Annotated in this window: 18 protein-coding genes; 9 read left to right on the forward strand and 9 right to left on the reverse strand. The window is 60.6% G+C overall.

Annotated elements, in window-relative coordinates; all coding sequences use genetic code 11:
• Window positions 1-59: 59 nt before the first annotated feature.
• From Q9290_RS07495 to Q9290_RS07515, 5 genes are all read right to left on the reverse strand, one after another.
• Complete coding sequence (locus Q9290_RS07495; protein ID WP_306079016.1) at window positions 60-1,940, reverse strand: methyl-accepting chemotaxis protein; 1,881 nt, start codon at window positions 1,938-1,940, stop codon at window positions 60-62.
• A gap of 138 nt (window positions 1,941-2,078) precedes the next feature.
• Entirely contained in the window at window positions 2,079-2,831 is a 753-nt protein-coding gene (locus Q9290_RS07500; RefSeq protein WP_462806086.1) for an amino acid ABC transporter ATP-binding protein, read from the reverse strand.
• 22 nt (window positions 2,832-2,853) lie between these two features.
• Window positions 2,854-3,954 (reverse strand): amino acid ABC transporter permease, encoded by a 1,101-nt coding sequence (locus Q9290_RS07505; protein WP_306079017.1) that lies wholly within the window; start codon window positions 3,952-3,954, stop codon window positions 2,854-2,856.
• 1 nt (window position 3,955) lies between these two features.
• The gene (locus Q9290_RS07510; protein WP_306079018.1) at window positions 3,956-5,140 is read right to left on the reverse strand and encodes an amino acid ABC transporter permease; all 1,185 of its coding nucleotides are present in this window, start codon (window positions 5,138-5,140) and stop codon (window positions 3,956-3,958) included.
• Between the two features lie 81 nt (window positions 5,141-5,221).
• Window positions 5,222-6,205 (reverse strand): amino acid ABC transporter substrate-binding protein, encoded by a 984-nt coding sequence (locus Q9290_RS07515; protein ID WP_306079019.1) that lies wholly within the window; start codon window positions 6,203-6,205, stop codon window positions 5,222-5,224.
• A 289-nt stretch (window positions 6,206-6,494) separates the two neighbouring features.
• Here Q9290_RS07515 and prfB point away from each other — a divergent pair.
• The 4 genes from prfB (at window position 6,495) to Q9290_RS07535 (ending at window position 12,774) form a co-directional block, all read left to right on the forward strand.
• Window positions 6,495-7,593 (forward strand): peptide chain release factor 2 gene (gene prfB, locus Q9290_RS07520; protein WP_306079020.1). Its coding sequence is split into 2 segments (ribosomal slippage): window positions 6,495-6,569 and window positions 6,571-7,593, totalling 1,098 coding nucleotides; the frame shifts between segments, so codons are not numbered across the junction.
• A 168-nt stretch (window positions 7,594-7,761) separates the two neighbouring features.
• Entirely contained in the window at window positions 7,762-9,249 is a 1,488-nt protein-coding gene (gene lysS / locus Q9290_RS07525) for a lysine--tRNA ligase (protein WP_306079021.1), read from the forward strand.
• A 199-nt stretch (window positions 9,250-9,448) separates the two neighbouring features.
• On the forward strand, window positions 9,449-10,672 hold the full coding sequence (locus Q9290_RS07530; protein ID WP_306079022.1) for an ATP-grasp domain-containing protein: 1,224 nt from the start codon (window positions 9,449-9,451) through the stop codon (window positions 10,670-10,672).
• 77 nt (window positions 10,673-10,749) lie between these two features.
• Window positions 10,750-12,774 carry a hypothetical protein gene (locus Q9290_RS07535; RefSeq protein WP_306079023.1) on the forward strand — a complete coding sequence of 675 codons (2,025 nt, stop codon included), beginning with the start codon at window positions 10,750-10,752 and terminating at the stop codon, window positions 12,772-12,774.
• Window positions 12,775-12,839: 65 nt separating this feature from the next.
• On the opposite strand, the gene Q9290_RS07540 is transcribed toward Q9290_RS07535, so the two are convergent.
• Window positions 12,840-14,246 carry an aminotransferase gene (locus tag Q9290_RS07540; protein WP_306079024.1) on the reverse strand — a complete coding sequence of 469 codons (1,407 nt, stop codon included), beginning with the start codon at window positions 14,244-14,246 and terminating at the stop codon, window positions 12,840-12,842.
• Between the two features lie 26 nt (window positions 14,247-14,272).
• The gene (locus Q9290_RS07545) at window positions 14,273-15,772 is read right to left on the reverse strand and encodes an NAD-dependent succinate-semialdehyde dehydrogenase (RefSeq protein ID WP_306079025.1); all 1,500 of its coding nucleotides are present in this window, start codon (window positions 15,770-15,772) and stop codon (window positions 14,273-14,275) included.
• Between the two features lie 201 nt (window positions 15,773-15,973).
• On the opposite strand from Q9290_RS07545, the gene trmB reads away from it, so the two are divergent.
• From trmB to Q9290_RS07570, 5 genes are all read left to right on the forward strand, one after another.
• Window positions 15,974-16,690 (forward strand): tRNA (guanosine(46)-N7)-methyltransferase TrmB, encoded by a 717-nt coding sequence (gene trmB, locus Q9290_RS07550; RefSeq protein ID WP_306079026.1) that lies wholly within the window; start codon window positions 15,974-15,976, stop codon window positions 16,688-16,690.
• A gap of 262 nt (window positions 16,691-16,952) precedes the next feature.
• Entirely contained in the window at window positions 16,953-18,347 is a 1,395-nt protein-coding gene (locus tag Q9290_RS07555) for a COG3014 family protein (RefSeq protein ID WP_306079027.1), read from the forward strand.
• A gap of 25 nt (window positions 18,348-18,372) precedes the next feature.
• Complete coding sequence (gene lpoB, locus Q9290_RS07560) at window positions 18,373-18,981, forward strand: penicillin-binding protein activator LpoB (RefSeq protein WP_306079028.1); 609 nt, start codon at window positions 18,373-18,375, stop codon at window positions 18,979-18,981.
• A gap of 45 nt (window positions 18,982-19,026) precedes the next feature.
• The gene (locus Q9290_RS07565; protein WP_306079029.1) at window positions 19,027-20,457 is read left to right on the forward strand and encodes a DUF6844 domain-containing protein; all 1,431 of its coding nucleotides are present in this window, start codon (window positions 19,027-19,029) and stop codon (window positions 20,455-20,457) included.
• Between the two features lie 10 nt (window positions 20,458-20,467).
• Window positions 20,468-21,655, forward strand: coding sequence for a CsgG/HfaB family protein (locus Q9290_RS07570; protein WP_306079030.1), 1,188 nt, complete (start codon window positions 20,468-20,470; stop codon window positions 21,653-21,655).
• A 15-nt stretch (window positions 21,656-21,670) separates the two neighbouring features.
• On the opposite strand, the gene coaE is transcribed toward Q9290_RS07570, so the two are convergent.
• Together coaE and Q9290_RS07580 are read right to left on the reverse strand one after the other, a co-directional pair.
• Window positions 21,671-22,276 carry a dephospho-CoA kinase gene (gene coaE / locus Q9290_RS07575; protein ID WP_306079031.1) on the reverse strand — a complete coding sequence of 202 codons (606 nt, stop codon included), beginning with the start codon at window positions 22,274-22,276 and terminating at the stop codon, window positions 21,671-21,673.
• Window positions 22,273-23,127: a prepilin peptidase gene (locus Q9290_RS07580; protein WP_306079032.1), complete on the reverse strand. Its 855-nt coding sequence runs from the start codon at window positions 23,125-23,127 to the stop codon at window positions 22,273-22,275. The genes coaE and Q9290_RS07580 overlap by 4 nt, the downstream gene beginning before the upstream one ends.
• Window positions 23,128-23,421 lie beyond the last annotated feature (294 nt).

The following is a 23,421-nucleotide window of genomic DNA, read 5'->3' on the forward strand; positions in this document are numbered from 1 at the left end:
GTTAGGCCAAGTGCGGCCATAACGGCAAAGAAAAAGGGCTCAATGAGCCCTTTTTGCGTTTACAGGGTAAAGGCGCTGACCAGGCCATTGAGCTCGCCGGCTTGCTGATGCAGATCCCTGGATTGCTTCAGTGATTGCTCGGCGTCGTCCGCCAGCTGGTCGGACACATCCTTGATGGCGGTGGTGTTCTGGGTGATCTCCCCGGTTACCTGGCTCTGCTCTTCGGCGGCGGTGGCAATCTGGCTGGCCATGTCGGAAATCAGCCCTACGGCGGCGGTGATCTCCTCCAGTGCCTGAGCGGCGGCTTCGGCGTCTTCCACGCTCAGCTCGGCCATGTTGCGGCTGGCCTGCATCAGTTTCACCGCTTCACCGGTGGCCTGTTGCAGGGTGCCGATGGTGCCCTGAATCTCTTCGGTCGACGCATGGGTGCGCTGAGACAGCACCCGTACTTCGTCGGCCACCACCGCAAAGCCGCGACCCTGCTCGCCCGCCCGGGCCGCCTCAATGGCGGCGTTCAAGGCCAGCAGGTTGGTCTGCTCGGCCACGCCCTGAATGGTGGCCAGCACGCTGGAAATGTCGTGAGCGTGCTGATCCAGCCGAGTGATCACCGCCGCTGCCTGTTCCATTTCCTTGGCCAGGCCAAAGATCGAATCCCGGGTTTTGTTGACCAGTTGCTTGCCCTGCTCGGTGCTGGCGCGGGACTGCTGAGCCGCGGTGGCGGTCTGCTCGGCGTTGTGGGCAATTTCCTGAGTGGCCGAGGCCATTTCGGTGACGGCGGTGGCCACCATGGTCACCTCCTGCTGGGCCCGGCCCAGCTCGGTCACGGTCTGGTTGGCGCGCACCGAGGCCTGCTCGGCGTTGCCGCCCAGGTGTTCGGCCTGATGGCGGATCTGCCGAATAAGCTCGGCCTGGCTGGACACGAAGCGGTTGAAATTGGCGGCCAGCAGGCCGACCTCGTCCTTGCCGTGCAGCTCAATGCGCTGGGTCAGATCGCCCTTGCCGTCGGCAATCTGCGCCAGCGCCCGAGATACGCCCACCAGGGGGCCCAGCAGGTATTGCATCAGCAGGCTGATCAGCACCACGGCGGCGAGGATCACCAGGGCGGACATGCCCAGCTGGCGCCACAGCAGGCCGCTGAGCGGGGCTTCCAGTGCCGCCTTGTCGAGCATGAACAACAGCTGCCAGTTGCTGCCCGGAATGGCCTCGGCGTACACCAGTTTGGCCTCGCCATTGAGGGTTACCGGATTGAGCCGGGTCAGTTGCTGCCAGCGCGACAGATTGGCGGCAGTGAGCTCTTCGTCCAGGCGGGTGGCCGGCTGCAAGGCCAGTCCGGCATTCTGGGAGGCGATTAGAGTGCCGTCCTGGCTCAGCATCATGGCCTGGCCCTCGGCGGGCAGGCGAATGGCGTTTACGCTGTCCACCAGACTGGAAATGGCCACGTCGGCGCCAATCACGCCAGCCAGCCCGCCCGCAGCATGGGTCACCGGCTGGGCCAGGGTCACCACGGTGCCGCCAAAGGTGGCGTCTTCGTAGGGGGGAGTGACGATGGCGCGGTTTTCCTGTTGCGCCTGCTTGTACCACGGGCGGGAGCGGGGATCATAACTGCTGCGATCCCGAGGCTGGGCATCGATCATCACGCCGTCGGCGGTACCGAAATAACTCAGCTGAAAATCACCGGCTTCCTTAACCAGTTGCAGGGCCGGGCGGGGCTCATCCCTCAGCTGTTGGCCGGCGGCGGTAAGCATGGCCTGGCGAATGCGCAGCCACTCCGATACGCGCGCCGCTTCTTTCTCCGCCAGCACGGCCACCGCCTGCTCGCTGTCCTGGTACAGCTGATCTTTCATTTCCCGAAAACTCAGGCCGCTGAGGATGGCCACGGTGAGGATGATGGCCACCACAAAACTCAGCAGGATTTTGTGCTTTAATTTGAGATTGTTCATTTTTTTTATTTTGCTAATGTGGGTGTCGTCCATTATCGGCCGCCAAAGGTAATATCTTTAGTGGAATTTTAAACTGGTATTATCGGCACCGGCAGCGAGTTGTTTTCGCTGCCGGTGAATGAATAGCTAATAAGGTTGTCAGTTGCCCAGTATCTGGCTTAAAAACAGCTTGGTGCGTTCCGACTGGGGGTGGTGGAAGAAGGTCTCGGGATCGTTTTCCTCAATGATCTGCCCGGCATCCATAAAGATCACCCGATCCGCCACGGTGCGGGCAAAGCCCATTTCATGGGTCACGCACATCATGGTCATGCCTTCTTCCGCCAGCTCGATCATCACGTCCAGCACCTCCTTGATCATCTCCGGATCCAGCGCCGAGGTAGGCTCGTCAAACAGCATGATCTCCGGGTTCATGCACAGGCTGCGGGCAATGGCCACCCGCTGCTGCTGGCCACCGGACAGCTGTCCCGGGTACTTTTTGGCCTGCTCTTCAATTTTTACCCGGGCCAGCAGTTTCATGGCGATCTCTTCCGCCTGCCGCTTGGGTGTTTTGCGCACCCAGATCTGCGCCAGGGTGCAGTTTTCCAGCACCGTCAGGTGGGGGAACAGGTTGAAGTGCTGAAACACCATGCCCACTTCCCGACGAATGGTTTCAATGTTTTTAACATCGTTGGTAAGCGGGGTGCCGCGCACGATGATGTCGCCCTGCTGGTGTTCTTCCAGCCGGTTGATGCAGCGAATAAGGGTGGATTTTCCCGAGCCGGATGGGCCGCAAATGACGATGCGTTCGCCCTTGGTCACGGTCAGATCAATGTCGCGCAGGACGTGAAAGTCGCCATACCACTTGTTTACCCCGCGCAGGGTCACCATGGCTTCCTGTTGTTGTGCTTCCATGTACTCACTCCAATCGATGCGACTAACGTCTCTTGTGGCCGGTATGCAGCTTGCGTTCCAGGTACTGGCTGTATTTCGACATGCCATAGCAGAACACCCAGAACACCAGGCCGGCAAACACATAGCCCTCGGTGGCGTAACCCAGCCAGTTGGGATCGGCCAGGCCCGCCTGCACGATGGCCAGCAGGTCAAACAGGCCGATGATCAGCACCAGGCTGGTGTCCTTGAACAGGGCGATAAAGGTATTGACGATGCCGGGGATCATCAGCTTCAGCGCCTGGGGCAGCACGATCAGTACCATCGTCTTCCAGTAATTCAGCCCCAGCGCCTGGGCTGCCTCGTTTTGCCCCTTGGGAATAGCCTGCAGGCCGCCACGCACCACTTCCGCCATGTAGGCGGACTGAAAGAAGATGATGCCGATCATGGCCCGCACCAGCTTGTCGAGGGTCAGCTCTTCGGGCACGAACAGGGGCAGCATGACCGACGACATAAACAGCACGGTGATTAGCGGCACGCCGCGCCAGAACTCGATAAACACCACCGACAGGCTGCGCACGATGGGCATGTGAGAGCGCCGGCCCAGTGCGAGCAGGGTGCCGATGGGCAGGGCGGCGGTAATGCCGACCACAGCCAGGATCAGCGTCAGGGTGAGACCGCCCCACTGGTGGGTGGGCACTTCGGTCAGGCCGAAGTAGCCGCCATAGAGCAGCATCCAGGCGATGACCGGAAACACCAGCACCATAAAGGGTGCCAGCCACATCTTTGCTGGTAGTCGTGGCAGGGCCAGCCACAACAGCTGCACCACAAACAGCACAAAGGTCAGGTTGATGCGCCACAGCTCGCTACCCGGATAAAAACCATAGGTAAACTGCTGCAGCCGGTTGCTGATAAAGACCCAGCAGGCGCCGCCACTGGTGCAGGCATCACGGCTGCTGCCGGTCCAGTCTGCGCTGACGATGGCCCAGTCGATGGCGGGCACCAATATCAGGTACAGGGCGTAGAGGCCAAGCAGGGTCACTGCCGAGTTGAGCGGGCCGGAAAACAGGTTGGTGCGCAACCAGCCGGTCAGCCCCTTGCGCGAAACCGGGGCCGGGCGTTCCGGTGTTAGCGTGTCCTTGAACATGTTATCTCTCCACCAGCGCCATGCGCTTGTTGAACCAGTTCATAAAGAACGACACCGACAGGCTGATGGTGAGGTATACCAGCATGGTGATGGCGATGACCTCGATGGCCTGGCCGGTCTGGTTGAGGGTGGTGCCGGCAAACACCGATACCAGATCCGGATAGCCAATGGCGGTGGCCAGCGACGAGTTCTTGGTCAGGTTGAGATACTGGCTGGTCAATGGAGGAATGATCACTCGCATGGCCTGGGGAATGATCACCAGCCTAAGGGTCAGGCTGTCCTTGATGCCAAGGGCATGGGCCGCCTCGGTCTGGCCATGAGAGATGGCCTGAATGCCGGAACGTACGATTTCAGCGATAAAGGCGGCGGTATAGACGGTGAGTGACAGCCACAGCGCCAGAAACTCGGGAATGACTGTCATGCCGCCACGAAAATTGAAGCCGCGCAGGGCCGGATAATTCCATTCCAGCGGCGCACCCAGCGCCACAAAGGTCACGCTTGGCAGCAGGATAACCAGTCCAGAAACCATCCATCCAACCGGCAGGCGCTGGCCGGTGGCTTCCTGGCGTTGGTGGTTGAAACGAACCAGCCAGACCGACACTACCACCGCCAGCAACAGGGCCAGCCAGACCCAGTGAAAACCGGCATTGGGCAATGGCTCGGGCAGATACAGGCCGCGCACGTTGAGGAAAATACTGTCGCCCAGGTTGAGGCTGTCTCGGGGGCCGGGCAGGGTGCGCAGTACCGCGAAGTACCAGAAAAACATCTGCAGCAGCAGTGGAATATTGCGAAACAGCTCGACATAGGCCGAAGCCAGCCGGGCAATCAGCCAGTTGGGCGACAGCCTCGCCACGCCGATCACAAAGCCAAGCAGGGTGGCGCCGATAATGCCGAGAAAGGAGACCAGCAGGGTGTTGAGCAGCCCCACCACAAAGGTGCGGCCATAGGTGTCGGTTTCGGCATAGGGGATCAGCGACTGGGCAATGGCAAAGCCGGCCGGATCGTCGAGAAAGTCAAAACCTGTGGTGATGCCGCGGGTGCTGAGGTTGGTCAGGGTATTGTTGACGATCAGTCCGATAAAGGCGGCGACGGCACACAGCAGCACCAGCTGAAAGACCAGCGCCCGCTTGGTCGGATCGCGCCAAAATTTAACCGGAGGAGCGGAAGGGGGAACCGGTGATGACATGAACGTTATCCCTCACTGTAGCCTGAAGAGAGGCTGGCCCGCGATGGGCCAGCGGGCCGCACCATGGCGGCCCGGTCGGGGTCAGCGTACCGGCGGGGCGTATTGCAGGCCGCCGTCGGTCCACAGACGGTTCAGGCCGCGTTCCACCTTGAGCGGTGAGTCCTGGCCGACGTTGGCTTCGAAGATTTCGCCGTAGTTGCCCACCTGTTTGATGATGCGGTAGGCCCATTCCTTGTCGAGCCCCATGCCCTTGCCGAAGTCGGCTTCCAGGCCGAGCAGCCGGCGCACGTCCGGGTTTTCGCTGGTTTTCATGCTGTCCACGTTGGCCTTGGTCAGCCCCAACTCTTCGGCGTTGAGCATGGCGAAGTGGGTCCATTTGACAACATTGAACCACTGGTCGTCACCCTGGCGTACCGAGGGACCCAGCGGCTCCTTGGAGATCACCTCGGGCAGTGCCACGGCTTCGTCGGGCTTGGACAACTTGATGCGAAGGGCATACAGCTGGGACAGATCCGAGGTGAGCACATCACAGCGACCGGCTTCCAGCCCCTGTACCGTCTGCTCTGAGGTATCGAACACCACGGCGTTGTAGCTGATGCCGTTGCGGCGGAAGTAATCGGCCACGTTCAGCTCGGTGGTGGTGCCCGACTGAATACAAATGGCGGCACCATCCAGCTCCTTGGCACTGGTGACGCCCAGGTGCTTGTGGATCAGAAAGCCCTGGCCATCGTAATAGTTGATGCCGGTGAAGTTGACGCCCAGCTCGGTATCCCGGCTGGAGGTCCAGGTGGTGTTGCGCGACAGCACATCGATCTCGCCGGACTGCAGCGCCGTCAGGCGCTCCTTGGCGTTAAGCGGAATGTACTGCACCTTGCCGGCATCATTGAGTACGGCGGCGGCAATGCCCCGGCACAGATCCACATCCAGTCCTTTCCACACGCCCTTGTCGTCGGGGTTGGAAAATCCCGGCAGGCCGCTGTTCACCCCGCACTTGAGTACTCCTCTCTGTTTCACCTCGTCCAGGGTGGCGGCCTGAAGGGTGCCGGCCATCAGGGTTCCGGCCATCAGAAGGGCTGCTGTTCCTTTGCCTGTCATAATCACGTCCTCTTGAATGGCGATGTGCCATAGCGTTACTCATTTGGGCCATAAAACTGCGATACCACTTAGAGTATTAGCACAAAGATTGATAACGGCCGCTGCCAGAGAGCAATAAATAGGTTGCCGATGAGCAACCGGCCCTGCACAAAATAACCGGGTATTGCTGCGTTCGGGGCCGGCTTTGGGTAGAATAAGCGCCTCATTTTGGCGTGGCGCCAAAACCACTCACATCAGTCAACAGAGAGTCTGTCGATCCATGTTTGAAACAAACCCCGTGTACAACAAACTTAAGGAGCTGTCTGAACGGGCGCAGCTTCTTAGGGGGTACCTTTGACTATGACGCCAAGAAAGAGCGTCTGGAAGAAGTAAACGCCGAGCTGGAACAGCCGGATGTGTGGAACCAGCCCGAGCGCGCCCAGGCACTGGGTAAGGAAAGATCCGCCCTGGAAGCTGTGGTAGGCACCCTGGAAGAAATGGACCAGGGCATCGCCGACATCGGCGAGCTGGTTGAGCTGGCGGTGGAAGAAGAGGACGAAGACACCTTCGAAGAAGCCAAATCCGATCTGGATGCCCTGGAGAAAAAACTCGAGGATCTGGAATTCCGCCGCATGTTCTCCGGCGAGCAGGATGAGTCTGACTGCTACCTGGATCTGCAGGCCGGCTCCGGCGGCACCGAGGCCCAGGACTGGTGCAACATGGTGCTGCGTATGTACCTGCGCTGGGGCGAGGCTCGTGGTTTCAAGACCGAGATCATCGAACTGTCCGAAGGCGAAGTGGCCGGCATCAAGTCCGCCACCGTCAAGTTCACCGGCGAATACGCCTTTGGCTGGCTGCGTACCGAGTCCGGCGTACACCGCCTGGTACGAAAGTCTCCGTTCGACTCCGGCGGCCGTCGTCATACCTCGTTTTGCTCTGCCTTTGTGTATCCGGAAATCGACGACAACATCGAGATCGAGATCAACCCGGCCGACCTGCGGGTGGACACCTACCGCGCCTCCGGCGCCGGTGGTCAGCACGTTAACCGGACCGACTCGGCGGTACGTATTACCCACGAGCCCACCGGCATTGTGGTGCAGTGTCAGAACGACCGCTCCCAGCACAAGAACCGCGACCAGGCCATGAAGCAGCTGAAAGCCAAGCTCTACGAGTTTGAGCTGCAAAAGCAGAACGCCGAAAAGCAGGCGCTGGAAGACAGCAAGTCCGACATCGGCTGGGGCAGCCAGATCCGCTCTTACGTGCTGGATGACGCCCGCATCAAGGATCTGCGCACCGGCGTGGAAACCCGCAACACCCAGGCGGTTCTGGACGGCGGTCTGGACAAGTTTATTGAAGCCAGCCTCAAGTCCGGGCTGTAACCTTTTTCAGTGCCGCTCAGCCTGGGGCTGGGTGCGGCCTAAGCCAACCGTCGATGGCATGGATGCCATCGTCGAGCATACATGGATGTACTTGCTGCGTGTTGGCGTGGTTGCCCCGGCCCCTGGCGGGCAGAGGGGCTCCAAACAAGATTCAAACAAGGCTTAATCATGACGACAGAGCAGCAACAAGACGAGAACAAGCTCATTGCCGAGCGCCGGGCCAAGCTCGAGCAGATCCGCAAGGACTGCCCGGCTAACGGTCACCCCAACGATTTCCGCCGCCAGCACCTGGCCGCCGATCTGCAGGCCAAATTCGGCGAGCACGATAAAGAAACCCTGGAGTCGCTGGGCAAGGTGGCCTCAGTCGCCGGCCGCATCATGGCCAAGCGTGGCCCCTTCCTGGCGCTGCAGGACATGTCCGGCCGCATTCAGGCCTACGCCACCAAGGATGCCCAGAAGCAGATCAAGGAGCAGTATAACGGCCTCGACATCGGCGACATCATCGGCGTGACCGGTACCCTGCACAAGTCCGGCAAGGGCGACCTCTACGTCAACATGGACAGCTTTCAGCTGCTGACCAAGGCCCTGCGCCCGCTGCCGGAGAAGTTCCACGGCCTGTCGGATCAGGAAACCCGCTACCGTCAGCGTTACCTGGACCTGATCACCAACGAAGACTCCCGCCAGACCTTTGTGGTGCGTTCAAAAGTCATGGCTGCCATTCGCAGCTTTATGAACAGCCACGGCTTTATGGAAGTGGAAACCCCCATGATGCAGGTGATTCCGGGTGGCGCCTCGGCCCGTCCCTTTATCACCCATCACAATGCGCTGGATCTGGACATGTATCTGCGCATCGCCCCCGAGCTGTATCTCAAGCGGCTGGTGGTGGGTGGTTTCGAGAAGGTGTTCGAGATCAACCGTAACTTCCGTAACGAAGGCCTGTCGCCCCGGCACAACCCCGAGTTCACCATGATGGAGTTCTACTGGGCCTACGCCGACTACCGTGACCTGATGGACTTCACCGAGGAAATGCTGCGCACCGTCACCACCGAGGTGCTGGGCAGCGCCGAGGTGCAGTATGGCGAGGAGACCTTTGACTTCGGCAAGCCGTTCGCGCGCCTGAGCATGAAGGACGCCATCCTCAAGTACAACCCGGAAGTGACCCTGGAGCAGCTGGCCACCTTTGAGACCGCCTGTGAAGTGGCCAAGGATCTCAAGATCAAGGTCGAGAAAACCTGGGGTCTGGGCCGCGTGATCACCGAGATCTTTGAAGAGACTGCCGAGCATCGCCTGATCCAGCCGACCTTCATCACCGAATACCCGGCCGAAGTGTCGCCGCTGGCGCGCCGCAACGACCAGGATCCCGAGATCACCGATCGCTTTGAGTTTTTCATCGGCGGCCGCGAGATCGCCAACGGCTTCTCCGAGCTCAACGACGCCGAAGATCAGGCCCAGCGCTTCCGCGATCAGGTGGAGCAGAAGGACGCCGGTGACGACGAAGCCATGTTCTACGACGAGGACTATGTGACCTCGCTGGAGCACGGCCTGCCGCCCACCGCCGGCCAGGGCATCGGCATCGACCGTCTGGTGATGCTGCTGACCGACTCTCACACCATTCGCGACGTGATCCTGTTCCCGACCCTGCGTCCGCAGCGGTAAGTGGACTGGTCCCGCAAGGGAAAACGACGCCATCAACCACGCCGGCCTTTGGGCCGGCGTGGTTTTTTTACGGCCAAATATTTACCGGCTGCCGGCCCCTGGCGGAAAATGCCGGGCATTGGAATCGGGGTCTATAACGTGTACGTTGTATAAACATTTGGCAGAAAAGGGATATTTTTTAATGACAGATGTTACACCAATGCCCAAAAACCCCGAAAAAGGCTATGTGGCCCTGCTGGGGTGGAGCCTGAATGCGATTGAGGCGGTGGACCGCTTTGATCGACGCTACGTGGTGGTGGCCCCCGACTGGGCCGAGGAATATTGCCGGCAGCATGATATTCCCTATGTGCCCTGGAACTTCGAGCGCCTGAATGATCGCTCCATGGAAATCGCACACAAGTTGCGCGACATGGGGGTGGATGTGGCCATTCCCCTGTATGAAGAAACCGTGGAGTGGGCCGGCGCCATCAACTCGGTGCTGCTGGACAACCCCCGGCTGTTCGGGCAGGCCATGCTGCTGCGCGACAAGGCGCTGATGAAACGCCGGGCGCAGCTGGGCGGGATCCGGGTTGGTATTTTTGAGGAAGCCCACGACAAGGACGATGTGATCCGCTTTCTCAAGCGGGTCAACCAGACCCTGCTGAAACTGGATGGTGATCCCAATGATCCCATTCACCTCAAGGCGTTCGACAAGGCCGGTTGCCTCGGGCACAGGGTTATTCGTACCCCGGACGAGGTGGATTCCATTCCCGACGAGGAATTTCCGGTGCTGATGGAGTCTCATCTGGATGGCTGGGAGTTCGCCGTCGAGGCCTGGATACACAAGGGCAAGATCATGTTCCTGAATATTTCGGAATATGTCACCCTGGGGTATTCGGTCTTTGTGCCGGCCACGCCGGAGCTGGAAAAATACCGTCCTCAGATCACGGCCCAGATTGAAAAGCTCATCAAGACCTTTGATATTGAATTCGGCTTTGTGCACCCGGAATACTTTGTGACCAGCGACGGTGAAATGTATTTCGGTGAAGTGGCCTACCGGCCGCCCGGCTTCAAGGTATTTGAGCTGCTGGAGCGGGCCTATGGATTCAACGCCTATCAGGGGCTGGTACTGGCCTTCGATCCCAAAACCACCGATGAGGAAATTGCCGACTTTTTCCCCCGTGAGGTGGTGGATGCCAGGGGCTATGCGGGTTGCTTCGGGGTGTATCCGCGGCGCCGGGTGGTGAGTCGCCTGGCCGTTCCGGAAGAAACGGAAGACCATGACTATTTTGAATCCCACGAACTGACGGCCCCGCTGGAAGAGACGGTCACCAAGCGCACCGCCTTTGGCACGCACTGGGGGCTGGTGTACTTCTTCGGAGACGATCCCTACGTGATGCGCGATCTGCTCAAGCATCAGGAAGAACTGGACTTTTACATCTAGGATCGGTGAGAGCCACCGTCAACACGTTGATGGAATGGCCCCGCCCGGGGTCATTCCATCCCGAATGAGGTATTCCCTTGATTTCCGCGCAAGACGCTCCACGCAGCGATAATGCTACCCTGACCAAACGCCTGGCGAGTCTGGATGATGCCGTGCAGAGCATGATTGAGACCCGCGACTATGCCAAACATCTGAAATTGCGCCGGGTGCTGGATGCGGCCCGGCGCGTGTTGCTGCTGCCCGGTGGCTGTGCCGCCATTGAGGCCCGGGCTCAAACGCTGGAAGCGGCCGGGGTTTTTCTGGGAACCGACTGGGCCAGCCCGCACATTCTGTTGCCGGCGCTGACGGCCTATTCGCTGAGCAGTGCCGAGGCCGATACCGTGGTCATGGAGGCACTCAGCGAGCTGCGGCTGCTAGCCGTGGCGCAGGGGCATTTTTCCCATTCACTGATATCGGCGGAGCAGGCCCGGCACTATCTGTCTCAGGTGATGGCCATCAATTTGTCGCTGTTGTTTACGCCGCCGACGGAAGCGGAGCGGGAGCAGCAGGGGCGGCTGGCGCTGATGACCCGGGCGCTGTTTGGCTACCTGAGTGAGGTGATCGGCTATGAGAAAGTGCTCGATCAGCTGGTTGACGAGATCTGGCGGATCCTTCAGCAGCGCCCCATACAGGTGGAGCAGGTCAGGCAGATGATCACCCAGATCGCCATCTGCCGGAACAACCCGGAGATCGAACTGGGGGCCAGCGGCGCCGGGGCCGATCGTCTGATCAGCAGCCTTTACGGCACCACTCAGGGCTGCCGGGAGGATCCCGGCGTTGAGGTGTACCGGCAGCGGCTGGAGGCCATGGACCGAGGCCAGCTGCAATATGAAGCCGCCGGCTTTGCCCGCGCCATGCACGATACCGGCCTGGTGTCGCCCTATCATACGATGCTGGTGCATTTTCTGCTCACTCAGGACGATCATCTGCTGAGCGAGGCCCTGGGCCTGTCCAGCACCGGGCGGGACTGCATGCTCTGTTACCGTGAACTGGTGCACAGCCTGATTCGGGAAGCCATTCACCCTCAAACCGCTCAGGCGCTGTACGGTCTGGCACTGACGCTGGAGCGCGGCATTTTGTACCAGCCACCGGTGGCACCGGCGCTCTGGCGCCAGCTGGCCCTGCCGCTGTCAGTGTATTCGCGGCAACGTCTGGAACAGGCCTTTGGCACCGCCCCGGCCCCTCGGGCCTGGCTGTTGGCGGGGGTGTTGTCCATGCTGGGCCAGCCTCTTGGGGTCGGGCAGGGCAACAACCCCACCTGTCAGTCTGCCCGGGCATTGTCCATGTGGTCGTACAATGATCCCGACTACCTGCTGCAGATCGTGGTGTGGGCCGTCCGGGACGATGAAGTGATCATGCACTTTGAAGGTCAGCCCATTTCCTCGCGGCAAAGTGCCGGCGGCGTGGCTAATTCGCTGCCGGTGGATCTGGATCCGGTGTCCTTGCTGGTGGTGCCGCACCTGGATCGTATTTATGCGGAGATGGGCCGCCGTTGTGTCGGCCGGGAAGGGGATCCTCACCGCTGGATCAACCCCGAGTTTCACGGCTGGTGGACGGGGCGGGGCTTTCGCATCAATGTGGATGTGGCAACCGGCAAGCTGACGGATCTGGAGAATTTTCAGCGCCATTTCTATGCCTGCTATCACCCCTATTACAACGGCAACCAGCCGGTGGTGCACCCCCAGCCCGCCGGTATCGCGGTAACCGACAGCGCGGCGAGATTTATCGGCTGGCATGCCATTACCCTGCTCAGGGTGAGCCTGGATCCCCAGGACCAGATGCGGGTGTATTTCTATAACCCCAACAATGACAGCGGGCAAAACTGGGGGGACGGCGTGGTGGTCAGTACCGCCGGGAACGGCGAGCGCTTTGGCGAAGCGTCCCTGCCGTTCGAGCAGCTGGCTTCCCGTCTTTATATCTTTCACTACGATCCGCTGGAGCGGGGCGAACTGGCCGCCATCAGCCAGGAAGAGCTGGAGCGGGTGATCGCCTATACCACCCGCAGCTGGGGCGCCGATCGCCTGCCGCCGGTGGACCTGCAGGCCAGTTCCGGCGGTACCTGACGTCGCATTCAGGGCACAAAAACACCGAACCGGCCGGTTCGGTGTTTTGCGTCAGTCGGTAACGCTTACCGGGCCCTGAGATCGCCGCTGCGTATCAGCTCGTCGGTGACGGTGTTCACCGCCTTTTCGGTGCGCGCCACGATATCGTCTATGTCATTGGGGGTTACCACCAGCGGCGGGGCAAAGCCCAGAATATCGCCATGGGGCATGGCCCGGGCGATCAGCCCCTGCTCCAGGCAGGCGGCGGCGATGCGCGGCCCGACCTTGAGAGCGGGGTCCAGGTGAGTGCGACTGGCCGGGTTACTGGAAAACTCCAGCGCCGCCAGCAGGCCGATGCCCCGGCAGTCGCCCACCAGTGGGTGGCCGGCAAAGGTGGCTTTCATGCGTTGCTGCAGATGGGCGCCGGTGCCTTCGGCGTTACCCACCAGGTTTTCCCGGTCGATAATATCCAGGTTGCACAGCGCCGCCGCCGCCCCCATGGGGTGACCGGAATAGGTGTAGCCGTGACCGATGGCGCCCCAGTCGTCGGTGCCTCGCTCCAGGGTTTGCCAGACTTTCTCGCCCACAATCACGCCCGACAGCGGCTGATAGGCCGAGGTCAGGCCCTTGGCCACCGTCATCAGATCCGGCTTCATGTCGTAATACAGCGAGCCAAATTCGGCCCCCAGCCGGCCAAAGCCGCACACCACCTCGTCGGCAATCAGCAGCACATCATACTTGTCGAGCACCCTGCGAATTTCGGGCCAGTAGCCTGCCGGCGGCGGCACTATGCCCCCGGTGCCCAGCACCGGCTCGGCGATCATGGCCGCCACTGTGTCCGGGCCTTCGGCCAGGATCTTTGCTTCCAGCTGGTCGGCGCACCAGCGGGAAAACTCTTGCTCGCTCATGGCCCCGTCGGCCCGGCGATAGTAGTAGGGCGCCACGGTATGATGAATGCGTTCCAGCGGCAGATCGAAATGGGCATGGAACAGCGGCAGCCCGGTCAGCGAGCCCGCGGCCACGCTGGAGCCATGGTAGCCTCGATCCCGGGAGATGATTTTTTTCTTGTCCGGCCGGCCCAGCACATTGTTGTAGTACCACACCAGCTTGATCTGGGTTTCGTTGGCGTCGCTGCCCGACAGGCCGTAATAGACCTTGCTCATGCCGGCGGGGGCCTTGTCGAGAATGCGCCGGGAAAGGGTGATCAGCGCCTCGTTACTGTGGCCCACATAGGTGTGGTAGTAGGCCAGCTTTTTCGCCTGTTCATACATGGCCTCGGCCATTTCCATGCGGCCATAGCCGATGTTGACGCAATAGAGGCCGGCAAAGGCGTCGATCAGCTCGGTGCCCTGGGAGTCATAAATGCGAATGCCTTCGGCACCGGTGATAATGCGCCCGCTCATTTCGCCCCGGGCATACTGGCCAAGGGGAGTGGAGGCGTGAAAGATGGTGTGGCGATCGGTTTCCAGCCATTGCTGCGTGTTCAGGGTCATGGTGAACCTCCTGTTCGAATGCGCGATTAAAGCCCGCCCAGGCAGGCGTACTTCAGGTTGCTGAAATCATCAAAACCGTGGCGGCTGCCTTCCCGGCCCAGCCCCGAGTGCTTGATGCCACCAAAGGGGATGCAATGGCCGGTCATTTTTACCGAGTTGACCGCCACCATGCCGAACTCAAGGCCGTCCAGCAGCGGCCAGATTTGCCGTTGATCATGGCCGAACACATAGGCGGCCAGGCCGTACTCGGTGTCGTTGGCCAGTGTCAGCAGCTGGTTGGTGTCGTCATAGGGCAGTACGGCGGCCACCGGGCAGAAGGTTTCTTCCCGGAATACCCGCATGGCCGGGGTGACATCGGCCAGCAGCACCGGCAGAAAGAAGTTTTCGCCGGGGCCGGTGTGCTTGTTGCCGGCAAACAGCCGGGCGCCGTGCGCCAGGGCGTCGTCCACCAGCGCCTGGGCGTTCTCGACTGCCCGGCGGTGAATAAGCGGACCCATGGTCACGCCGGCTTCAAGGCCGTTGCCCACTCGAATGCGGGCCATTTCGCCGGCAAAGGCATCGAGAAATTCCTCATAGTGCGCCCGGGGCACCAGAATGCGGTTGGCGGCCAGGCAGTCCTGACCGGCGGTCTGGAACTTGGCGGCCACCGCCGCCTGAGCGGCCTCTTTCAGGTCCATGTCGGGCAGCACGATAAAGGGCGCATTGCCGCCCAGCTCCATGGCGCACTTCTTCACCGTGTTGGCGCAGGCGGCCAGCAGTTGCTTGCCCACTTGAGTGGAGCCGGTAAACGACAGTGCCCGCACTCTGTCGTCCCGGCACAGGGCCTCACCCAGCTCGGCGCCGGCACCGGTGATCACGTTGATCACGCCGGGGGCAAAGCCGGCCCGCTCGGCCAGCTCCGCCAGCGCCAGGGCGGAAAATGGCGTTTCGCTGGCGGGTTTGATCACCAGGGTGCAGCCAATGGCCAGGGCCGCCGCCGCCTTGCGGGTGATCATGGCGTGGGGAAAGTTCCAGGGGGTGATCAAGGCCGCCACGCCCACCGGCTCGCGCTGGGTAAGGAGTTTGGCCCCGGGAATATGGCTGGGAATGGTGTCGCCGCAGGCGCGGCGGCCTTCTTCGGCAAACCAGCGCACAAAGGAGGCGCCATAGTCTATTTCGCCCTGGGCATCGGCCCGGGGCTTGCCCTGCTCCAGTACCATGAGAGTGGCCAGGTCTTCCTTGTGCTCAAGAATGAGATCATGCCAGCGCATCAGCAGGGCGGCGCGTTCGTCCGCCATCAGGCCGCGCCAGTCAGCAAAGGCGGTCTGGGCGGCATCCACCGCGTGCGTCACCTGCTCGGCATCGAGCCTGGGCACATGGCCAATCACGTCGTTGGTGGCCGGATTGAATACCGGCGAATCGCTGCGTCCGTGCACCCACTGGCCGTTGATATAGGCCAGCTCCCGCACCAGGCGCGGATCCGTCAGATAGGGCATCAGGGCGTCGGTTACCTTGCCGTTGCCAAAAATGCGTTCCATGGCTTTCATACGCAGACTCCTTGAATGGCCGGGTCACGATAAAAGTCTAGGTAGCCGGGGGCGGTGGTTTTTTTCGTTATGGCCGCGGGGCGGGCGTGTTTTTTTTGAAAATGGCGTAAAAAGGCCGGCTTTTTTCGCAAGCGTATTTCGGCTTGCACCTTTGGCTTAACTTTGGATAATTCGCACTTCATTGCCTGCCGGAGAAACAAGATGACAGAACAGAAGCCGCCCGCTCAGACCGAGGAAGAGCTGCGCAAGCGTAAAATTCGCAGCTTTGTGCGCCGGGAAGGCCGCCTGACCAAGGGCCAGGAAAAGGCCATGGCGGAGCAGTGGCCGGTGATGGGCATAGAGTTCAGCGGTGAGCTGCTGGATCTGGACGCCGTGTTCGGCCGAGTCGCCCCGCGGGTGCTGGAAATCGGCTTTGGCATGGGCGGCTCTCTGGTGGAAATGGCCGCCGCCGCGCCGGAGCAGGACTTTATCGGCATTGAAGTGCACACCCCGGGCGTGGGCGCCTGCCTGATGGGGGCGGCGGAAGCCGGTCTCACCAACCTGCGGGTAATGTGCCACGACGCGGTGGAAGTGTTCGAGCAAATGCTGCCCGAGCAAAGCCTGGACCGGGTGCAGCTGTTTTTTCCCGATCCCTGGCACAAGAAGCGCCACCACAAGCGCCGCATTGTGCGCCCCGAGTTTGTGGAAATGGTGCGCAGCAAGCTGAAGATTGGCGGTGAATTCCACATGGCCACCGACTGGGAAAACTACGCCGAGCATATGCTGGAAGTGATGAAGGCAGCCCCCGGTTACGCCAACGCCGCCACCGACGGCGACTATATGCCGCGCCCCGACTACCGCCCGCTGACCAAGTTTGAACAGCGTGGCCACCGTCTGGGCCACGGCGTCTGGGATTTGATCTTTACCCGCACCAAGTAATTCCCTTCTTTTGCAAGGCCGGCTTCGCCGGCCTTGATTCGTTCTGTAAGTGTTTGTTTTCGGTCTTTAAGAAAAAAAGACAGTGGTTATCACTGTTTTTTAGTTATTCCTGCCATTTTTGTTCTGCCTTTTCATTTTTCATCGCGCCCATTTCGTTTTAATACTAATGGGTGGTTCAAACAGGTCTTTTTTTTGTGTTTAATAGGCGCGTCAGTTTCTGGCGTACCCATTAATCCGATTCAAAGTACATGGAAGAACGCGAATGATCCCGCTTTCAGGAAAGTACCCGCTGGTATTGGCCGGCATAGTGTTTTTATCCGGGTGTACCACCATTCACCAGAAGAACAAGTTTGGTGATTTCGATCAGGCCCTGGCCGACGGACGCAGTCTGGATGCGCTCGCCATTGCCGAACAGCATTCGGGGCTGAATGAACAGGGGGAAGCCGATGACCTGCTGTGGTCATTACAGGCCGCCAGCCTGATGCGTCAGGAAAAAATCTACGACAAGTCCACCAGTCTGTTTGATCAGGCCGAAAACGGCATGAAGGACGAAGACACCAAGCATATTCTGATGCAGGGGGTTGAGCTGGCGGGCTCCATGCTGGTGAACGACAGCATTACCAGTTATCACCAGACCCAGTATGACGGCGTCATGCTCAACGCCTACAAGGCGATGAACTTCATGGCCCAGGGCGACTACGCCAACGCCCGCATTGAATGGAACCGTACCGAAGACCGTCAGCGCCGGGCGGCCGAACATTTCGCCGCAAAAATTGCCGCTCAGGAAGAAGAGCTGGCCCAGGAAGAAGAAAAGGTCGATCAGGACAACGTTAACCGCACCCTGGAAGTGGCCGATCCCCTGCTGGCCGAGCAGGGCGTGGATCTCTCCCAGTGGCAGGCCTACGACGGTTACGTGAACCCCTTTGCCACCTACCTGCATGGCCTGTATTTCATGCTCAAGGCCCAGGACAAAAGCGATTTCAGCAAGGCTCACGCCAGCTTCAAGCGGGTATACGGCCTGACCAAGCATGCGGATGTCAAAACCGACATGAACATGGCCAATGCCCTGCGCCGTGGTCAGTCCATGAAGCGCCAGAAACCCACGGTCTGGGTGGTGTTTGAAAATGGCCTGGCCAGCAAAAAGGAAGAATTCCGCATCGACCTGCCGCTGTTTGTGTTTACCTCCAACGTCAGTTACAGCGGTATTGCCCTGCCCAAGCTGGTGGAGCGTGACGCCGCCTTTTCCAACCTGCAGGTGGGGCCGGTTAAGACCCGTCCGCTGGCCAGCATGGACCGCATTATTCAGGCCGAATTCAAATCCGAGTTTCCCTTTATCCTCACCCGCGAAATCATTCGCGCCACGCTTAAAACCGTGGCCCAGAAACAGCTGCAGGATCAAAACCAGCTGCTGGGCCTGGCCGCTGGCCTGACTCAGGCCGCCACCACAGGTGCCGATATTCGCCACTGGAGCGCCCTGCCCAAGGAATGGCAGCTGGCGCGGGTGCAGCGCCCCTCCAACGGCAAGCTGAACATCAAGGTGGCCGAACTGGAGCAACCGCTGAAGGTCACGCTGGATCCGGAAAGCCGTTTTCACCTGGTGTATGTGAAGGCTACCTCGCCCTTGCAGCAACCTCAGGTTGAAGTGATGAATCTGTAACAGACACGAAAAAAGAGAGAGCGCAATGAAAAAACAACTTTCCGCGGTGATCCTGATGGCGGCCCTGTCCGGCTGTGCCCCCACCGCCCACTATGTGAATCCGGGTCAGGACCAGACCGTAGTAATGGGACTGGACTACAAGGATTTTGAAAGCGCCGCCTCCCAGGCGGTGGACGACATGGTGGCAAGCCCCTTGCTGGTACACCCCAAGGCGGCTCAGGGCGGTCGCTACGTGATGGCGGTATCGTCCATGATCAACGACACCACCCAGCGCATCGACACCGATCAGCTCACCAAGAAAATTCGTGTCAGTTTGCTGCAAAGCGGCAAGTTCATTACCACCACCGCCATTGGCCTTAACGGCCCGGAAGACGCCATGACCCAGCAGGTGCGTCAGCTGCGCAACTCGTCCATGGTCAAGCGCAGCACCGTCAAGAAAAACAACAAGGTGATTGCCCCCGACTTCAGCCTGAGCGGCAAGATCATTCAGCGTAACAACCGGGTGGACCGCCGTACCCAGCAGTCCGACTACTACTTCCAGCTGACCCTGACCAACCTGGAAAACGGGCTGGCCTACTGGGAAGGGGAGTACCCCATCATCAAGCGCGGCGATAACCGCACCGTTACCTGGTAACTGCACGGGGTCTGGCGACCCCGTTGTTTTTAGGGAAGAAACACCATGAAAAAACACTATCTGGCAGCCTCGCTGCTGTTGGCCCTGGCCCCGGCTGCTCACGGCCAGAATGCCCCGGCGCCGGCCAATGCGCCCGCGCCGGTGACCGCACCGGCTCCTGCCACCGAGGTGGCTGATGAGCCGGCGGCCCCGGCCCAGACCGAGCTGGAAATCGTCAAGTCCGCCGAGCAGGGCATCGACAACGCGCATCTGCATGTGACCGAGCAGGCCAGCAAATACGTGCGCGAGCGCAAGGCTGCCTATCAGCGGCAGGGCCGTGGTCAGGAAGTCTTTCTGCAATTCGGGGTGGCCGATGTGTCCCGCCAGCCCACTTCACCGGACTGGGCCGATGCCCGCAGCATTGCCTATCTGCAGGCTCAGACCAAGGCCCGGGAAGCCCTGATCAAGGAGCTGTATATCAGCATTTCTTCCGAGGTGATGCGTGAAGCGTTCCGTACCAATCAGGAGCCGGAGTTTACTCCGGAAGAGCTGCAGAACAGCGGCAAGCTCGAAGCCATGCTCGACAAGGTGGTGGCAGTGGCCGATGCCTCTCTCGACAAAAAGCTGGTGGAGCTGGGCGTGGATCCACAGGAGTTTAATGCCGCGCCGCCTTCCAAGCGCAAGCTGATGATGCGCAAGGCCATCAGCCGTACTGTGGAAACCCAGTCCCGGGGCGAAATCAGCGGTGCCATGATCATTCGTACCTTTGAAATCACCGACACCAACGGCAACACCTCGGTGGCGGCGGTGCTGTCCACCTCCAACAAGATGAAAAACGTGCTGGCGTCCCTGCGCCAGAGCAAGGGCCATGTGCAGCCGGAGCCGGAAAAGCGCGGCGTCAATCTGGATAACTTCCTCGAGTCCAACAAGGCCAACCTGATGTACGAATATGGCGTCCGGCTGATGCGGGACGAGCAGGGTTACCCCATGCTGGTGTCGTTCGGCATGGCGGGCAACGACTGCAACCCGGTGGACTATGAAGAGTGCAACGACAACCGGGACTTTTCCTTTATCGAGGCCGAGCAGGACGCCTATGCCCATATCGCCGAGGCTTATAACCTCTATGGCAGCGTTAATGCCGAGGTCAGCAAGGGCCAGGTGCGGGAGAGAAACGCCACCCTGACCAAAACCGATGCCGGTGAAGAAACCGTGGAAGAGCTGACCACCAAGCTGCTCAAGGAAACCCGGCAGATGTCGCGCATGAGCTCCTCTGTGCAGGGCCTGGTGGGGCTGGAAGTGGCCAAGCGCTGGACTCACAAACACCCCACTTCCGATCGTGAAATCAACGGTGTGGTGGTGGCCTGGCATCCTCAGAAAGAGCAGGCCATGCGTACCTTCAAGGCCGGCAAGGTGCCCGGGCAGAAAGGCGCGGCCGGTTATCAGGGGGGCAGCAACCAGGGTGCCAGCATGGACATGATGGACGTGGCGGACTTCTGAGGAGCAAAGCATGAAAACATGGTTGCTGGCAGCCCTGCTGCCATTGTGTCTGCTGGCGGGTATCGCCCGGGCCGACGTGACCCCGGTGCAGGTTACCGGCCATGGCGTGACCGAGCAGCTGGCGGTGGAAAATGCCCTGGTGGAAGCGGTACGTCAGGTGAACGGCGTTGACATCAACAGCTCGCAGCAGGTTGAACAGCTGCTGCACAAGAAAAACGGCGAGACCGAAAGCCTGACCCACACTCAGCGGGACGGTCGTATGGCCGCCAAGGGCATGGTGGACAGCTACCAGATGCTGTCGCAGCAGTGTGACGATGCCGGTTGCCGGGTGGAGCTGCATGTCAACGTGCTGCGCTACAAGCCGGCGGGCATGTCCGCCGACAGCCGGCGCAAGCTGGCCGTGCTGCCGTTTAAGGGCCGCCATGGTGCCACCTTCAGCCGGGATCTGCAGGACCTCTACACCCAGAGCCGCCGTTTTGCGGTACTCGACCGGGAGCAGGATCAGGCCTACCAGAAAGAACGTCAGTTGTGGGAAAGCGATGACACCGCCCTCACCGAAAAGGCCCGCATGGGTCAGGTGCTGGGGCTGGATTACATGGTGGTGGGCAAGGTGGAACAGGCCGGCACCCGGCGCTGGTCCGAAACCGTGGCCCTGACCGGCGAGGTTAATCACTATGCCCGCAGTGCCCTCAAGGTGCGCTATCAGATCATCGAGGTGCCCACCCGACAGGTGAAGTGGTCCGATACCGTCAGCCTGAACGCCAGCAACGGCAACCTGAATGGCCTGATCAACCAGGCGGTAAAGCAAATCTTTCAGGAGTCGATGGACAACATCTATCCACTGCGGGTGATCGGTGTGACCGGCGACAGAGTGATCATCAATCAGGGCGGCAAGACCCTGAAGTCCGGCAGCTACTTTACCGTGTACAGCCTGGGTGAAAAGCTGGTGGATCCCTACACCGGCGAGGTGCTGGGCCAGGATGAAGAGGCCATTGGCAAGATCCGCATTACCACGGTCAAGCCCAAGATGGCCTACGCCAGAGTGGTGGAAGGGGAAGCCGGCCTGGTGCAAAAAGGCCAGATAGTGCGTCCTGCCAAGGCGCCGGCGCGCAAACCGGCGCCGCGCAAGAGCTCAGCCAGCCGGGCCCCGGCCCGTGAGAGCACGCAAACCGCCGAGGGCGGTGGCGTGATCCTCTGAGTTTTTGAGTCTGGCTCAGTGGTTTTGAGCCAGGCTCAAGTACTGCCGGTGCAGCCTTGACACTTCTTGTAACAGCCCCGCCTTGTCGGGGCTGTTGTTGTTGATAACGTCGTCGGCGGCGGCCTGGCGCTGTTCCCGGCTGGCCTGAGCGGCCATGATGGCACGAATTTGGGCTTCAACGGCCTGATCCCGCTTGACCGTGCGCGCAAGCTGAACCTCTGGGCTGACGTCCACCACCAGTACCCGGTTGCACAGGCCGGTGAGGTTATTTTCCACCAGCAGAGGCACCACCAGCAGGCAGTAAGGGGAGGTGCTGGCAGCGCAGGCGGCCACCATGCGCTCACGGATCACCGGATGCAGCAGGGCGTTGAGCCAGTCCTTTTCCTGTGGGTTGTCAAACACGCGGGCTCGCAGGGCGCGCCGGTCGAGCTCGCCACTTTCAGTTATCACCTCAGGACCAAAGTGTTCGGCAATGGCCGCCAGCGCCGGCTCGCCGGGGGCGACCACCTCACGGGCGATAATGTCCGCATCGATAATGTCCACGCCCTGGGCGGCAAACAGCTCGGCCACCGTGCTTTTGCCGCTGCCGATGCCGCCGGTCAGGCCCACCACATAACTCATAACGCAATGCTCCAGTAAAGATTCACTACCTCGGTGCCCCACATCAGGTAACACCAGCCCCCCAGTGCCAGGGCCGGGCCAAAGGGCAGCACTCTGTCTTCGCCCAGGCGGCGCAGGGCCATCAGCCCCAGCCCCAGGGCGGCGCCGGTAAATGAAGCCAGCAGCAGTACCGGCAGCAGGCTTTGCCAGCCAAACCAGGCGCCGATGGCGGCCAGCAGCTTGAAGTCGCCATAGCCCATGCCTTCCTTGCCGGTGGCCAGTTTAAACAGCCAGTACAGGCTCCACAAAATGCCGTAGCCGGCGGCGGCGCCGATCACAGCAGACTGCAGCGACACGAACAGCTCACCCACGTTGAGCAGCAGGCCCAGCCACAGCAGCGGCAGGGTGAGATCGTCGGGCAGCAAAAGGTGATCGAGATCGATCAGGGTCATGCACAGCAGCAGCCAGCTGAAGACCAGCGCCGCCAGCAGCTGAGGGCCGAGGCCAAAGCGCCACAGGGCCAGGCCGGCAATTAGCGCCGAGGCCAGTTCTACCAGCGGGTAGCGTTTGGCGATGGGGGCGCTGCAATAGCGGCAGCGTCCTTTCAGCCACAGCCAGCTGAGCACGGGAATATTGTCTTTGGCCGCCAGCACATGCTGGCACTGGGGGCAGCGGGAGCGGGGCACGCACAGATTAAAGGGCGCCTCGTCGGTCACCGGCTGATCGTTCAGCCCGGCGCATTCCCGTTGCCACTCCCGCTGCATCATCAGCGGCAGCCGGTGGATTACCACATTGAGAAAGCTGCCCACCAGCAGGCCGAGCAGGGGGAGAACAATATAAAGCAGAGTGGTATTGTCGAGCAGTTGGGTCATGAGGTTTCCAGTATTATTATTTTCTCTCGGCTTTCACCCGGCTTATCGTTGCAAATTGCTGGAGCGAAAGCAGTGCGAAGCGACAGCGCGGTTACGCTCCGCCGGCACGCTTCAAGCCCATCCATGGGGCGCTCAGCAAATGCCATCCCTGGCATTTGATGGCCGGCTCCGGTAATCCACGCTGCCGCTTCGTGATGTTGCGGAGCCGTCTGCAGAATACTGACAGTCAACTCGGTGCCTGACAAGGAGGGTAAAGGGTGTCTGCTTCGCCGTACCCTCTGCGCCAGGGAAGGC

The sequence above is a fragment of the Oceanimonas aquatica genome (assembly GCF_030732065.1).
Lineage (GTDB): Bacteria > Pseudomonadota > Gammaproteobacteria > Enterobacterales > Aeromonadaceae > Oceanimonas.